Source organism: Reyranella soli (assembly GCF_007992495.1).
Lineage (GTDB): Bacteria > Pseudomonadota > Alphaproteobacteria > Reyranellales > Reyranellaceae > Reyranella > Reyranella soli.
The window spans coordinates 1-13,201 of sequence record NZ_BKAJ01000129.1; the positions used below are offsets into that span (position 1 = coordinate 1).

Below are 13,201 nucleotides of genomic sequence, written 5' to 3' on the forward strand. Positions count from 1 at the left end.
GCGTGGCAGCGAATAGGTCAGCGTGGCGTGCGCCACGGGCTCGTCGCTGCCGTCGCTCCTGATCGTGAAATCGCCGACCGCCAGCGCACGGCCGAGCTTCATCAGGCGGCCCTCCCCGATCAGGTCGGCAGGCTCGGGCCTGCGCATGAAGTTGATGTTGAGGTTGGTCGTCACGGCCGCCGCCACCGGCCCCAACCGGCCCATGATCAGCAGGTAGAAGGAAAGATCAGCCAGCCAGACCAGGGTCGGGCCGGAGATCGTGCCGCCTGGCCTCAGATGCTGCTCGCTGGTCGGCAGCCGCACGCGGATCGAATTGTCGTCGAGATGCTCGATCTTGAGGTTGAGATGGCCGACCTGGGGGAAGTGCTCTTCCAGGAACCTGTGCAGCTCCTCGGGCGTCATCGCCGGCATGACGCCCCTCCCCCGTTGCCGTAGAATACAACCATGAGCAAAGCCTCCAACGAGCCGGTCCTGCTGCGCCGCGACGAGGGCCATGTCGCCGTCCTGACGCTGAACCGCCCGCACGCCATGAACGCGCTGTCAGGCGAGCTTATAGACGCGCTGCAGGCGGAATTCGACCGCCTGGCCAGGGACAAGGAGATCCGCTGCGTCGTCATCGAGGCGACCGGCCGCGCCTTCTCGACCGGCCACGACCTCAAGGAAGTGACGTCGACCCGCGACTACGCCTTCCACCACGACCTGCTGACGCGCTGCTCGGCGATGATGATGTCGATCAAGCGCCTGCCCCAGCCTGTGATCGCCAAGGTCCATGCGCTGGCGACGGCGGCGGGCTGCCAGCTGGTGGCGGCGTGCGACCTCGCCGTCGCCTCGACCGACGCCACCTTCGCCACCTCAGGCATCAACAACGGCCTGTTCTGCGGCACGCCCTCGGTGGCGGTCGGCCGCAACGTCGGCTCCAAGCGCGCGCTCGACATGCTGTTCACCGGCCAGCCGATCGACGCCGCGACCGCGCTGCGCGATGGCCTGGTGAGCCGCCTCGCCCCGCCCGACAAGCTCGACGAAGAAACGATGGCCTTCGCCCAGCACATCGCCAGCCAGCCGCCGCAGCAGATCGCCTCGGGCAAGGCGATGTTCCACACCCACATGGCGATGGACCTCGAGCAGGCCTACGCCTACGCCACCGACTTCATGGCCGGCGCCATCCAGCGCGAGGACGCGCAGGCCGGCATCGACGCCTTCGCGGGCAAGAAGCCCAAGCCGGACTGGAAGGGCCGGTAGTCCCTCATCGGACCGCGGGCCTCCAGGCCCGCTCATGATCTTTGTCTTCCGGACCGCGCGCTGGGTCCCGTCTGACGCGACCTCCTTGCGCGCTCATGAGTCATGAGCGAGCTGGAAGCTCGCGGTCCAGAAGAGCATGACGAAGATGCATGGCTGCCTACAAATAGATGACTTGTCATCTATTTGTAGGCCATCTAATTGAAAGCGGTGCCTACCCGCCGCCCCTCCAACCGCGATTCCTTCGGCTCTCTACTCTCCCGTGCCGCCCGGCAGTGGCGCCGCGCCGCCGACCTCGGGCTCAGGCCCTTCGACCTTACCGAGGCAACGTGGCTGCCGCTGGTCCATATCGCGCGCGCGCCCGCCCCGCCGCGGCAAAAGGACCTCGCCGCCTCGATGTCGCTCGACGGCTCGTCAGTCGTGCGGCTCCTCGACAATCTCGAGGCGGCGGGACTCATCCAGCGCAAGGAAGGCGAAGACCGGCGTGCCAAGATCATCACGCTGACGCCGCGCGGTCGGGCCATTGCCGACAAGGTGGAGACGGTGGCCGGCCGCATCCGCAGCGATGCACTCGCCGGCCTTTCCGATCGCGACATCGAGACGACGGTCCGAGTCTTGCACCATGTCATCGGCGTGCTCGACGACGAGTCCCCGGCATGACCGCCGCCCCTCTCTGGCTGCTCACCCTGATCACCTTCTCAGGGACCTTGGCCATGCACATCTTCGTGCCGGCGCTGCCCGAGGCTGCCCGCGCGCTCGACGCCAGCATGGGCAGCATGCAGCTCACCATGAGCGTCTACATTCTCGGCCTCGCCTTCGGGCAGCTCGCCTACGGGCCACTGTCCGACCGCTTCGGCCGACGGCCGGTGCTGATGGCGGGCCTGGTGCTCTATGCCGCCGCCGGCCTCGCCGCCGCCTTGGTGCCCGACGTCCACAGCCTGATCGTCGCCAGGCTGCTGCAGGCTCTGGGCGGCTGCGCCGGGCTGGTGATCGGGCGCGCCATCGTGCGCGACACCGCCCTACCCCAGGAAGCCGCGCGCCGCATGGCCGTCATGAACCTGATGGTCGCCGTCGGCCCGGGCGCGGCGCCGCTGATCGGCGGCGCGCTGGCCTCGAGCCTGGGCTGGCGCTCGATCTTCTTCGCACTCGCCCTGCTCGGCGTGGTGAACCTGCTGTTCAGCTGGCGGCTACTTCCGGAGAGCAAGGCGCCGGCCAAGCCTGCCGCAGGCAACAGCCTGGCCCGAAACTACGGCCGGTTGCTCGTGTCGCCGTCCTTCCTGGGCTACGCGATTGGCGGCGGCTGCGCCACGACCTCGATGTACGCCTTCATCGGCGCCTCGCCTTTCATCTTCGCCCATCAGCTCCATCGGCCCGACTACGAGGTCGGCATCTATCCGGCGATCGTGCTGGCGGGCGTCTGGCTCGGCAGCGTCGCCGCGACGCGCCTGATCCCGTTGTTGCCAATCGACCGGCTCGCGGTGTGGGCCAACCTGCTGAGCGTCGTGGCCTCGTTCGCCCTGCTAGGCGGCATCCTCGCCGGCCATCTCAGCGTGCTGACCATCATGGTGCCCATGTTCGTGTTCGGCATGGGTGCAGGCGTGGCCTCGCCCGCCGCGATGACCCAGGCGATCAGCGTCAATCCGGCGGTCATCGGCTCGGCGTCCGGGCTCTACGGGTTCGCACAGATGGGCGTCGGCGCGATCTGCACCGCGCTGGTGGGCATGGGCAGCAACCCAGCGCTGACGGCCGCCCTCATCCTGGTGACCGCGGGTGTCATCGGACAGACCGCGTTCTGGCTGGCACTTCGCTATCGCGCACGGACGAGGCCCACGCGCTGAGAGGTCAGCGCCTCAAGACCCGTTCACCAGGTTGAGCGGCTTCTCGCCCCTACCCAGGCGCGCAATGTTGTCGGCGACGAGAGCGACGCGCTCGCGCACCGCTCCATCCGTGCCGCCCGACACATGAGGAGTCATCAGCACGTTCGGCAACTCGTGGAACGGCTGCTCAGCGGGCAGGCAGGGCGTGTCGTCCTGGGGATAGCGATACCACACGTCGAGTGCGGCACCGGCCAAACGCTGCTCGGCCAACGCGCGATACAACGCCGGACCATTGACGATCTCGGCCCTGGCGATGTTGACCAGATAAGCCTCAGGCTGCATCAGCCCGAGTTCACGTGCGCCGATCAGGCCACGCGTCGCGCCGTTCAGCGACAAGGCAATCGCGAGATAGTCTGCGCGCTCCAGCAGGTCATCGAGGCGCTCGAGCCCACCCAGCAGTTCCACTCCCTCCTCCGTTCCCCGGGAAAGGCTGCGTCGTATGGCACAGACCCGCATGTCGAAGGCGCGGGCGCGACGGGCCAGCGCCTGTCCGATATGGCCGTAGCCCAGGATCGCCAAGGTCTTGCCGGCCAGCTCGGGCGACAAACGACGCGGCCGGCCGGGCATCCACGGTCCCGGCCAGAGGCCGCGCCGCAGCTCCGAATCGAGCGGCAGGAAATTGCGCGTGAGGGCCAACATGGCGCCCATGGCGTATTCGGCGATGCTCGCGTCATGGCCGTAGGCAATGGCCAGCATGACGCCGGCCGGCAGCGCGGTGAGATCGACCCGGTCGAGCCCGGCGGCCGGCAGCTGCACCAGCTTCAGTCGCGGTCCGACGTCGGCGGCCATCCCGGCGGTGAAAGCGAGCGTCACCGGCACGTCGGCGTCGCCGAGCCTGCCGGCGACAGCCGATTCGTCAGGCTCGACGACAATGTCACAAGACGCAAGATGGCCGCGCACCAAGGGCGCGAAGGCGGCGGCGAAGGGTCCGGCAAAGACGACACGAAGCATCCGGCGACCTTGCGTCGCCGGATGTCCTGCCGGCAATTACCTGAGACGTAGTGCCAACGGCTACTGCCGCCAGTCGTCGCCCTTGCCCTCGATCTGGCGCAGCGCGGCGTTCCAGTAGGTCAGGCCGTATCCGGGATTGGCGCGCTGCTGCTTGGCGCGCTCGCCGTACTGGCGGATGACCTCGGGATCGATCGGCGCCGGCTCCTCGTCGAGACCGCGGGCGATCACCTCGACCTCGCAGGCGCGCTCGAGCATGTACATGCGCCGCAGCGCGCCCGGGATGGTGGCGCCGACCGTGAGCAGGCCGTGGTTGCGCAGCACCACCGAGTTGCCGTGCTGGCAGGTCACGCCCAGCGCATCGCATTCCTCCTGCGAGGTCGGCATGCCGTACTCGTGATAGACGAGGTCGTCGTAGACCGAGAGCGCGTCCTGGGTGATCGGGCGCAGGCCCTTCTTCAGCACCGAGACGCCGGCGCCGGCGCGCGTGTGCGTGTGCATGACGCAGTTGGCGTCGGGCCTGGCCTTGTAGACGCCGCTATGGATGGTGAAGCCCGCGGCGTTGAACTTGCCGTCCTTCGAGTAGACGTTGCCGTCGATGTCCATCTTCACCAGGCTCGACGCGGTGATCTCGTGGAACAGGTCGCCGTAGTTGTTGATCAGGAAGCAGCTCGGCTCGCCCGGGATGCGCACCGACATGTGGGTGTCGATGGTGTCGGTCCAGCCGTACATGTCGGTGATGCGATAGAGCGCGGCGAGGTCGCAGCGCGCCTGCCATTCGGCATCGGTCATGTTGGGACGGTCGACTTGCGGCGGCGCATTCATCGCTGTTCTCCGTACTCGGGTTCGCAGTGTTGACCTGATTTTAGTGCAACTCGCGGGCCAACGCGAGTGGACCGCTCTTCCGCCCATCGGCACACTAATTGCCTGTCGTCGTTCGACGGCAGTTATTTTGTTTTCGGGAGGTCAAACTGTGGCCGGCAAACCGTTTCATCTCGCGTGGTTCCTCCAGGGCTCGAGCGCGCAGGCCTGGGGCGAGGCCTGGACCGGGCATATCGGCACGTCGTGGATGGAGCCCGAGCTGTTCCTCAACATGGCGCGCACGCTCGAACGCGCCTGCTTCGACTACATCCTGCTCGAAGATTCATCTTACGTCGGCGAAAGCTTCGGCGGCTCGACCGAGATCTATCTGAAGAACGCCATCGCCGTGCCGCGCCAGGATCCGTCGGTGGTGGCGGCGCTGATGACCCAGGTGACGTCGCGCATCGGCATCGTTCCGACTTTCGGAACATACGCCTATCACCCCTACCTGCTGGCCCGCCTGGTGGCGACGCTCGACCAGGTGTCGGGCGGGCGCATCGGCTGGAACGCCGTCACCGGCAGCTCGGATTTTGCGGCTATGAATTTCGGCATGCAGGGCATGCCCGATCATGACCTGCGCTACGACATGGCCGACGAATACATGGAAGTGTGCCGCGGCCTGTGGGGCTCGTGGGAGCCGGGCGCGATCGTCGCCGACCGCAAGTCGGGCGTGCTGGTCGATCCCACCAAGGTCCATGCCGTCAACTACCAGGGCAAGTACTTCAGCACGCGCGGGCCGCTCAACTCAGGCCCGGCGCCGCAGGGCCAGCCGGTGATCGCCCAGGCCGGCGGCTCGCCGCGCGGCCGCAAGTTCGCCGCCGCCCACGCCGACACCATCGTCGTCCACGCCAAGGGCATCGAGGCGATGAAGGCCTACCGTGAGGACGTGCACAAGCACATGGTCGCGCAGGGCCGCAAGCCGTCGGACTGCAAGGTGCTGTTCCTGATCAATCCGATCATCGGCGAGACCATGGAAGAGGCAAAGGAGCGCAAGAAGAAGCGCGAGGCGATCGCCTTCGAGAAGATCGACGAGCGTCTGGCCCATTTCGGCAAGGTCACCAACATCGACTTCGGCACGTTCGATCTCGACAAGCCCCTGCCCGACCACGTCACGACCAACGGCCATCAGGCCAATCTCGATCAGTTCCGCAAGATGGCCAACGGCCGGTCGATCCGCGAGACCATGGCGAGCTTCAACGCCGTCGATCTGTCGGTCGAGCTCTGCGGCACGCCAGACCATATCGCCGCGCGCATGGGCGAGGTCATGGAGGAGGTCGGCGGCGACGGCTTCCTGTTCTCGATGCCCAACGTGAACCGCCGCACCCTGGCGGAGATCGAGGACGGGCTGATCCCCGCCCTGCAGGACCGCAGCCTGATGCGCAAGGCGTACGAGCACAAGCACTTCCGCGACAATCTTCTTGCGTACTGATCAACCAAAGAAAAGGCAGGCAGGCACATGAGCAAGCTTCGTTCGACCCGCTTCGGTCGCCGTACGACCCTGGGGCTCCTGGGCGCGGGGCTCGCCGCGCCGTTCATCCGTCCCGCCGCCGCGCAGGCGGCGTGGCCCGAGCAGACGACGATCCCCGACATCCTCAAGGGCTCCGGCGAAGTGCGCATTGCGGGCTTCGGCGGCACCATGAACGATGCGCAGATCAAGGCCTACTATGAGCCGTTCGAGAAGATCTCCGGCATCAAGGTGCGCGCCTTCCCCGGCTCCGATCCGACGAAGATCAAGGCCATGGTCGAGACCGGCAACGTCGAATGGGACCTGGCGCAGCTCAGCCGCGGCTCGATCATGAACCTCCAGAAGCGCGGCGATTATTTCGAGAAGATCGACTACGACATCGTCGATTCCGGCGTCGATCCCGCCTATCGCTTCGAGTACGGGCTGGAGATGCTGGTGTGGGCCCAGGTGCTGGCCTATCGCAAGGACCTCGTCAAAGGCGAGCCCAAGGGCTGGGCGGATTTCTGGGACACCAAGAAGTTCCCCGGCGAACGCGCCATGTACGGCACCACTTCCGGCGGATTTCCCGAGATGGAATTCGCGCTGATGGCAGCCGGCGTGCCGCCGGACAAGGTCTATCCGATCGACATAGACAAGGCCCTGGCAAGCTACGAGAAGATCAAGAAGGACGTCATCAAATGGTGGGACACTGGCGCGGTGCCCATCCAGCTCCTGACCGACCGCGAGGTCAGCATGACGACCGTGTGGAACGGCCGCATGGCAGCGCTGCAGGCGGCCGGCGTGCCGGCGGAGATCTCGTGGGCCCAGGGCCTCTCCAAGCGCGACGCCTGGGGCATCCCCAAGGGCGCCAAGAACAAGGCCAATGCCATGAAGTTCGTGGCCTACTCGACCATGGCGATCCCGCAGGCGCGCATCGCCTTCGCCATCCCCTACGGCTCGGTCAACAACGCGTCGAACGAGTACATCCCGCCCGACCGGCTGGCCGTGCTGCCGAGCGCGCCCGACATCAAGAAACAGCTCCTCAACTACAACTACGATTGGTGGATCGACAACCGCGAGGCGGCGGTCAACCGCTTCAATAAATGGCTGCTGAGCTAGCGGCCATGAACGGCGCAGCGCGCGGCGCCTCGGTGTCGCTCGCGGACCTCGAGAAGAGATACGACCGCACCAACGCGGTCGACGGGGTCTCGCTCGACATCCGCTCGGGCGAGTTCCTGACCCTGCTGGGCCCCAGCGGCTCGGGCAAGACCACGACCCTGATGATGATCGCGGGCTTCGAGACGCCGAGCGCGGGCGACATCGCCATCGACGGCACGTCGGTGGTCGCGATGCCGCCCTACCGGCGCAACATCGGCATGGTGTTCCAGAACTATGCGCTGTTCCCCCACCTCACGGTCGAGGACAACATCGGCTTCCCGCTGAAGCAGCGCGGGGTGCCCAAGGCGGAGCGGACGAAGCTCGTCGCCGAGGCGCTCGAGCTGGTGCAGCTGCCGGGCTATGGCGGCCGCTATCCGCGCCAGCTCTCGGGCGGCCAGCAGCAGCGCGTGGCGCTGGCGCGGGCCATCGTCTTCAAGCCCAGGCTGCTCCTGATGGACGAGCCACTGGGCGCGCTCGACAAGCAGCTGCGCGAGAACCTGCAGCTCGAGATGCGCCGCCTGCATGCCGACCTCGGCATCACCTTCATCTACGTCACGCACGACCAGGAAGAGGCGCTGACCATGTCCGACCGCATCGCCGTCATGAACGACGGCAAGGTGGCGCAGGTCGGCCGGCCCGAGGATCTTTACGATCGTCCCTGCAATCGCTTCGTGGCGGGCTTCATCGGCGAGTCCAACTTCCTGCCGGCCGTGGTGCGCGACCTGGAGGATGACGTCGTGGTGGCGGAGTGCGAGGGCGTGATGGTCCGCGCCCTCTGCCCGACGCTCCGCCCGGCGAGCGGTTCCAAGGTGACGCTGACGACGCGACCCGAGCGGCTGCGCTTCGCCGACGCCTGGAACGGCAACGCGCCGCAAAACCGCATGAGCGTCACGGTGACCGAGGCGGTGTTCGCGGGCGAGCGCTGCCGCTATCTGCTGCGTGCGACCGACGGCACCTCGATCGTTCTCAAGGAGCCGTCGAGTGCCGCGATCCGGCGGCGTCAGGTGGGTGATCAGGCCGAGATCGCCTGGTCCGTGGCGGATACGATCCTTGTCTGAGGCTGTCCTAAGGGAGCGCGGGCCTCTGGCCCGCATCGGGCTCAGGAGCGGGCCGGAGGCCCGCGCTCCCAATCTGATGCCGTATCTGCTGGCGGCGCCGCTGATCCTCTTCATGCTCGCCTTCTATGCCATGCCCGTGGTGGCGATGCTGATGCGTAGCGTCTCCGACCCGACCTGGACTGTGGCGAACTACGCCACCCTGCCGGACGATGCGGTGTTCCTGAAGACCTTCGCCAACACCTTCTACACCTCGCTGATCGTCACCCTGGTCAGCCTGCTGCTCGGCTATCCGGTGGCGATGGCCCTGGTGCGTGCGCCGCGCTGGGCGCCGATCATCCTGGTGCTGATCATGCTGCCCTTCTGGACCAGCGTGCTGGTGCGCAGCTACGCTTGGATGGTGCTGCTCGGCCGCCATGGGCTGTTCAACGAGGCGCTGATCGCCGCCGGCATGATCGACCGGCCATTGCGTATCCTCAACACGCCGCTCGCCACGCAGATCGCGATGAGCCACATCCTGCTGCCCTACATGATCCTGCCGATCGCCAATGCATTGCGCCAGATCGATCCCTCGCTGCTGCGCGCGGCGTCGGGCCTGGGCTCGCCGCCGTGGCGCACCTTCCTGCAGGTGACGCTGCCGCTTTCCATGCCCGGCGTGGCGGCGGGCGTCCTGCTGGTGTTCGTGCTGGCGCTCGGCTTCTACATCACGCCGGCCATGGTGGGCGGCCCGCGTGAGATCACCATCTCCATGCTGATCGCCCAGCGCGTCGACCAGCTCGACTGGGCCTATGCCGCCACGCTCTCGGCGGTGCTGCTGGCCACCGCGCTCGCCATCATCGGCGCCTTCTACCGCCTGCCGGGTGTCGGCAATGCCTTCCGGATGAACGCACGATGACGGGCCTCGGCATGATGGGGGCACGCATCCTGCCGGCGACCGTCGTCGGGTTGATCCTGCTGTTCCTTGCCTTCCCGATCCTGGTCGTGATCGTGGTGTCGTTCTCGTCGGCGACCTACCTCACCTTCCCGCCGCCGGCCTTTGGCCTGAAATGGTATGACGCCTACTTCGGCAGCGCCGACTGGCTGCGGCCGACCTGGCTCAGTATCTGGGTCGCCGCCGCCGTCGTCGTGGTGGCGACGCTGCTCGGCACGCTGGCGGCACTCGGCATCGCCCGCCTGCCGCGGGCGGCGCGGGTCGTGGTGGCAGGCCTGGTGCTGTCGCCGCTGATCGTGCCCGGCATCGTCGTGGCGATCGGCATCTACTACGCCTTCGCGCGCTATGGACTGGTCGGCTCGCCGGTCGGGCTGATCATCGCCCATACCTGCCTCGCCGTCCCCTTCGTCGTCACCAGCGTGAGCGCGAGCCTCGCCGGCATCGATCCGCGCCTCGAGCAGGCGGCGCTCAGCCTCGGGGCCACGCCGCGCGCCACGTTCTTCCAGGTGACGCTACCCCTGATCCGTCCGGGCGTGCTGGTTGGCGCGCTGTTCGCTTTCATCACCTCGTTCGACGAGCTGGTCGTGGCCCTGTTCATCTCCGGCTCCGGCGCCGTCACCCTGCCGCGACGCATGTGGGACGACCTGCGCTTCCAGATCGATCCCACGATCGCCGCGGTCTCGACGCTCACGATCGTGCTGACCGTGGCGCTGATGTGGGGCGCCCATCTCCTCAGGAAGCACGCCGAGCGGCAGGTCACCAAGCAGGCTTAACCCGACATCAGCCAGCCGTGCCCCGAGCTGCTGGTGAAATCGAGCTGCACGATCAAATCGTTGAAGTCGCGATCGCCGCCGCCCAGCGTGTCCTCCCAGCCCCAGGTGTTCAGCCCGTAGTTCCACAGATGGCCGACTGATCGGCCATCCACCGTCTCGTTGGCCTGGGCGAAGCCCCAGTAGTGCGCCCCGCTGGTGTGGTTCACGAGCTTCATGGCGATGATCGCGCCGGCATCGACGTCCATCAGTCCGGACTGGCCGTAGTTGCCATAGCCCGGACCGGCGAGCGCCGTGCCGCCGGTGGCAAGCTGATAGGCGCGGGCTTGCGCCGCCGCTTCATAGCCCGCGTCGCCCGGATGCAAGCCGCCGATCGAGCCGGCAAGATCGTCGGCGCGATAGAAGCTGATCGACAGGCTGTCCTCGCCGTTCTGGCGCACGCGCACGATGGCCACCGTGTCGTCGGCGCCGCCGGCCGTCTCGGCGACGGCCACCGGCCGCGCCACGCGCACCGCACCGTCCGCCGAAGTGAAGTCGGCGAAATCGAACGGGCTCGTCATCGACGCTTGGAGCGCCACGGTCGAATGGGCATCGATCGACACCGACAGCTGGTCACCCGCCCCGACGACGGATTGGCCGACCCAGCCCTGCCCCTGCTTGTCGAGCAGGCGCACGAGATGAGGATCGAAGTCCGACTGCAGCACCTGCTGTGCCAACCGGCTGGTCCAGGCGTAGGTGCCGGACGCCACACTCGCGAATCCCAGGGTCGATGCACCGATATCGATTTCGACACCGGCGCCCGCGGCCGACATGGTCTGGAACATCAGGCTCTGGTCGGCGCCGCTCGCCCAGCCCGATCCATCCGCATCGAGCATGTCGGGACTGGAACTGTGCGACATCTGCGAATGGGCGATCGCGGTCATGGCGCGCGCCAGCAGCGTGCCATTGGGCGAGCCCAGACCGGTCGTCAGGTCGTAACCCGGGCCGGCGAGATAGCCGTAGCCGGTGAGGGTGATCGGCAGGCCCTGGTCATCGATGACGGTCGCGCCGCCGGCCGATGCGCCGTTGAAGTAGGACGTGACGTTGTTGCCGAAGGTGATGTCGTTGAACGAGCCGGGAGCGACCGCCGCCGCGATATAGAGCAGATCGTTGGCAAACCCCAGATGCGGAAGGTGCTGGTCGACGAAGATGGTGTCGATCTGGGCCAACAGCGCCGCCCACATCGGCGTGGCCGCGCTGGTGCCCTCGTCTCCCCCTATCTTGGAGAAGTCGCCGTTGGGTGCGGCGTAGAACATGTTGCCGCCGGAATCGGCGGAGACGTCGGGTGCGCCGCGACCGGTGGCGTGGCCCGGGTTGGCACTGGTCGGCGTCAGGCCGAAGTCGGCCTGATACCAGGGCGTCGGCTGCGTGGTGTCGACGCCGCCGTCGCTGGCGCCGAGCAGCGGCGTGCGATGGCCGTTGGCGATGACGAAAGAATTCCACACCGATTCGAGGAACGTGTGCTGCTCCGCCGCCGATGCGGACGCAGCACTCGGCAGCATGGTCAGGCCGCCGGCGACCAGCCTCCAGAGGATGGCCAGATCGCCCGCCGTCGCGAGCCCGTGGAGCGACTGCTCCGCCGAGGGCTCGCTGGCGATGGTGGGATCGAGAGGCGCCGCGGCCATGGTCGTGAGCGACGTGCCGCCGACCAGCAGCATGAAAGGCGAGCTCGAGTTGATCGCCTGGTTGGCCCGGCCGTCGGCGAAGCCCCAGCTCGACCCCCAGTCGTTGTTGGCCTGCACCATCGTGACGCCGCGCAGTGCGCCGTCGATGAACAGCTCCTTGATGGCGTTGTAGAAGACCGAGGACGGATTGGTCTGCTGCAGGATCGAGAAGGACGACGACAGGATCGTGGGATTGTTCACCGTGTCCCAGAACGCGGTCTGGTAGGAGGTGAAGACGTTGGCGTGCGACGGCGCGGTGAAGCCGGAGCCGGCATACAGCCCGATCTTGCTGCCGGGTGCGGCCGAGGCGATGACGCCGACGTCGAGCGATCGCTCGCCATTGTTGCCGTTGGCGTAGCTCTGCCCGTTGGTGTTGCCCACAAGGTAGTACTCGCCATCCGGCGATACGCCAGCGGCCTGCCGGTAGGCATTCAGTCCCTGCTGGAAGGTCGGGCTGGTGCCCGGCATGGCAGCGCCGATGCCAGGCTCGATCAGGCCGACCGCGGTCGTTGGGATATCCTTGCCGGCCAGAGGAAAGTTATAAAAGTCCTTGGCGATGGCGCCGGGCAGATAGATCGACATCCGCTCGGTCGTCGACAGGTAGTTGCCGATGCTCTGCGGCCCCTCATGGAGGTCGGCCCGGGCGCCGCCCGACTGGTCCGAGACGGCAGGTGGCGTGCCGAACCACGGCGGCGTGTCGAACCACAGGCCCGCGACGTTCACGCCGGTGGGCACCGACAGGCTGCCGTTCCAGTAGTAGAGGGCCGCGCCCGCATACTCCGCCTGATAGAGCTTCGTGCCGAACAGCGATTCGAACTGGCTTGGCGACAGGCTCACCCAGATCGTGCGCGAGTCCTGTGAGGTGACGTAGCCGTCCGTGGCGCCAGTCGCGCTGCCGATGATGGTGCCGTAGCCCGCAAGCGTGGTCCGGGCGCTGTCGTAGTCGGCCGTGGTCGCGCCGTAGCGCGACCACAAGTCGTTGGCCTGCAGCGCAACCTGGCGTGTGGCCCAATTGCTGGAGAGCAGCGCCGTCGGATCGTTGGCCCGTGGCAGGATGAAGGCGACGTTGATGTTGTTGACGGCCTCGACACCGTTGACGCCGTAGGCGGCCTCGACTGTCGTCGCCGTGGTCGTGCCGTAGCTCGTCAGGTCGAGGAACGTCGAATTGGCAAGCGTCGGCATGGCCTCGGTACTCTGTACGCGTCGGGCCGATGCTAT

General features: G+C 67.1%; 12 protein-coding genes. 8 read left to right on the forward strand and 4 right to left on the reverse strand.

Features of this window, described 5'->3' with window-relative positions; genetic code table 11:
• Positions 1–411: PaaI family thioesterase (locus RSO01_RS32585; RefSeq protein WP_170303523.1), on the reverse strand; the 411-nt coding region annotated here is incomplete at its 3' end.
• Between the two features lie 33 nt (positions 412–444).
• On the opposite strand from RSO01_RS32585, the gene RSO01_RS32590 reads away from it, so the two are divergent.
• The 3 genes from RSO01_RS32590 (at position 445) to RSO01_RS32600 (ending at position 3,074) form a co-directional block, all read left to right on the forward strand.
• Complete coding sequence (locus tag RSO01_RS32590) at positions 445–1,239, forward strand: enoyl-CoA hydratase (protein ID WP_147154766.1); 795 nt, start codon at positions 445–447, stop codon at positions 1,237–1,239.
• Between the two features lie 207 nt (positions 1,240–1,446).
• A complete protein-coding gene (locus RSO01_RS32595; protein WP_147154793.1) occupies positions 1,447–1,896 on the forward strand; it encodes a MarR family winged helix-turn-helix transcriptional regulator in 450 nt (149 codons plus the stop codon).
• Positions 1,893–3,074, forward strand: coding sequence for a multidrug effflux MFS transporter (locus tag RSO01_RS32600; protein WP_147154767.1), 1,182 nt, complete (start codon positions 1,893–1,895; stop codon positions 3,072–3,074). The genes RSO01_RS32595 and RSO01_RS32600 overlap by 4 nt, the downstream gene beginning before the upstream one ends.
• Before the next feature lie 12 nt (positions 3,075–3,086).
• Here RSO01_RS32600 and RSO01_RS32605 read toward each other — a convergent pair whose 3' ends face one another.
• Together RSO01_RS32605 and RSO01_RS32610 are read right to left on the reverse strand one after the other, a co-directional pair.
• Positions 3,087–4,064 (reverse strand): 2-hydroxyacid dehydrogenase, encoded by a 978-nt coding sequence (locus RSO01_RS32605; protein WP_147154769.1) that lies wholly within the window; start codon positions 4,062–4,064, stop codon positions 3,087–3,089.
• Between the two features lie 60 nt (positions 4,065–4,124).
• Positions 4,125–4,886: a class II aldolase/adducin family protein gene (locus tag RSO01_RS32610; RefSeq protein WP_170303524.1), complete on the reverse strand. Its 762-nt coding sequence runs from the start codon at positions 4,884–4,886 to the stop codon at positions 4,125–4,127.
• Positions 4,887–5,034: 148 nt separating this feature from the next.
• Here RSO01_RS32610 and RSO01_RS32615 point away from each other — a divergent pair, with 148 nt between their 5' ends.
• The 5 genes from RSO01_RS32615 (at position 5,035) to RSO01_RS32635 (ending at position 10,283) form a co-directional block, all read left to right on the forward strand.
• Complete coding sequence (locus RSO01_RS32615; RefSeq protein WP_147154773.1) at positions 5,035–6,351, forward strand: NtaA/DmoA family FMN-dependent monooxygenase; 1,317 nt, start codon at positions 5,035–5,037, stop codon at positions 6,349–6,351.
• Positions 6,352–6,378: 27 nt separating this feature from the next.
• On the forward strand, positions 6,379–7,485 hold the full coding sequence (locus RSO01_RS32620) for an ABC transporter substrate-binding protein (RefSeq protein ID WP_147154775.1): 1,107 nt from the start codon (positions 6,379–6,381) through the stop codon (positions 7,483–7,485).
• On the forward strand, positions 7,470–8,582 hold the full coding sequence (locus RSO01_RS32625; RefSeq protein ID WP_246158977.1) for an ABC transporter ATP-binding protein: 1,113 nt from the start codon (positions 7,470–7,472) through the stop codon (positions 8,580–8,582). Before RSO01_RS32620 ends, RSO01_RS32625 begins: the two co-directional genes overlap by 16 nt.
• Before the next feature lie 76 nt (positions 8,583–8,658).
• Positions 8,659–9,474: an ABC transporter permease gene (locus RSO01_RS32630; RefSeq protein WP_147154794.1), complete on the forward strand. Its 816-nt coding sequence runs from the start codon at positions 8,659–8,661 to the stop codon at positions 9,472–9,474.
• Entirely contained in the window at positions 9,471–10,283 is an 813-nt protein-coding gene (locus RSO01_RS32635; RefSeq protein WP_246158978.1) for an ABC transporter permease, read from the forward strand. Before RSO01_RS32630 ends, RSO01_RS32635 begins: the two co-directional genes overlap by 4 nt.
• On the opposite strand, the gene RSO01_RS32640 is transcribed toward RSO01_RS32635, so the two are convergent.
• On the reverse strand, positions 10,280–13,165 hold the full coding sequence (locus tag RSO01_RS32640; RefSeq protein ID WP_147154777.1) for a hypothetical protein: 2,886 nt from the start codon (positions 13,163–13,165) through the stop codon (positions 10,280–10,282). The genes RSO01_RS32635 and RSO01_RS32640 overlap by 4 nt on opposite strands.
• Positions 13,166–13,201: the final 36 nt, after the last annotated feature.

Bases quoted from the DNA above. Each gene is read 5' to 3' on its own strand.
- RSO01_RS32610 (WP_170303524.1), bottom strand. From the start codon at position 4,886: ATGAATGCGCCGCCGCAAGTCGACCGTCCCAACATGACCGATGCCGAA.
- RSO01_RS32605 (WP_147154769.1), bottom strand. From the start codon at position 4,064: ATGCTTCGTGTCGTCTTTGCCGGACCCTTCGCCGCCGCCTTCGCGCCC.
- RSO01_RS32625 (WP_246158977.1), top strand. From the start codon at position 7,470: ATGGCTGCTGAGCTAGCGGCCATGAACGGCGCAGCGCGCGGCGCCTCG.
- RSO01_RS32620 (WP_147154775.1), top strand. From the start codon at position 6,379: ATGAGCAAGCTTCGTTCGACCCGCTTCGGTCGCCGTACGACCCTGGGG.
- RSO01_RS32635 (WP_246158978.1), top strand. From the start codon at position 9,471: ATGACGGGCCTCGGCATGATGGGGGCACGCATCCTGCCGGCGACCGTC.
- RSO01_RS32630 (WP_147154794.1), top strand. From the start codon at position 8,659: ATGCCGTATCTGCTGGCGGCGCCGCTGATCCTCTTCATGCTCGCCTTC.
- RSO01_RS32590 (WP_147154766.1), top strand. From the start codon at position 445: ATGAGCAAAGCCTCCAACGAGCCGGTCCTGCTGCGCCGCGACGAGGGC.
- RSO01_RS32640 (WP_147154777.1), bottom strand. From the start codon at position 13,165: ATGCCGACGCTTGCCAATTCGACGTTCCTCGACCTGACGAGCTACGGC.
- RSO01_RS32600 (WP_147154767.1), top strand. From the start codon at position 1,893: ATGACCGCCGCCCCTCTCTGGCTGCTCACCCTGATCACCTTCTCAGGG.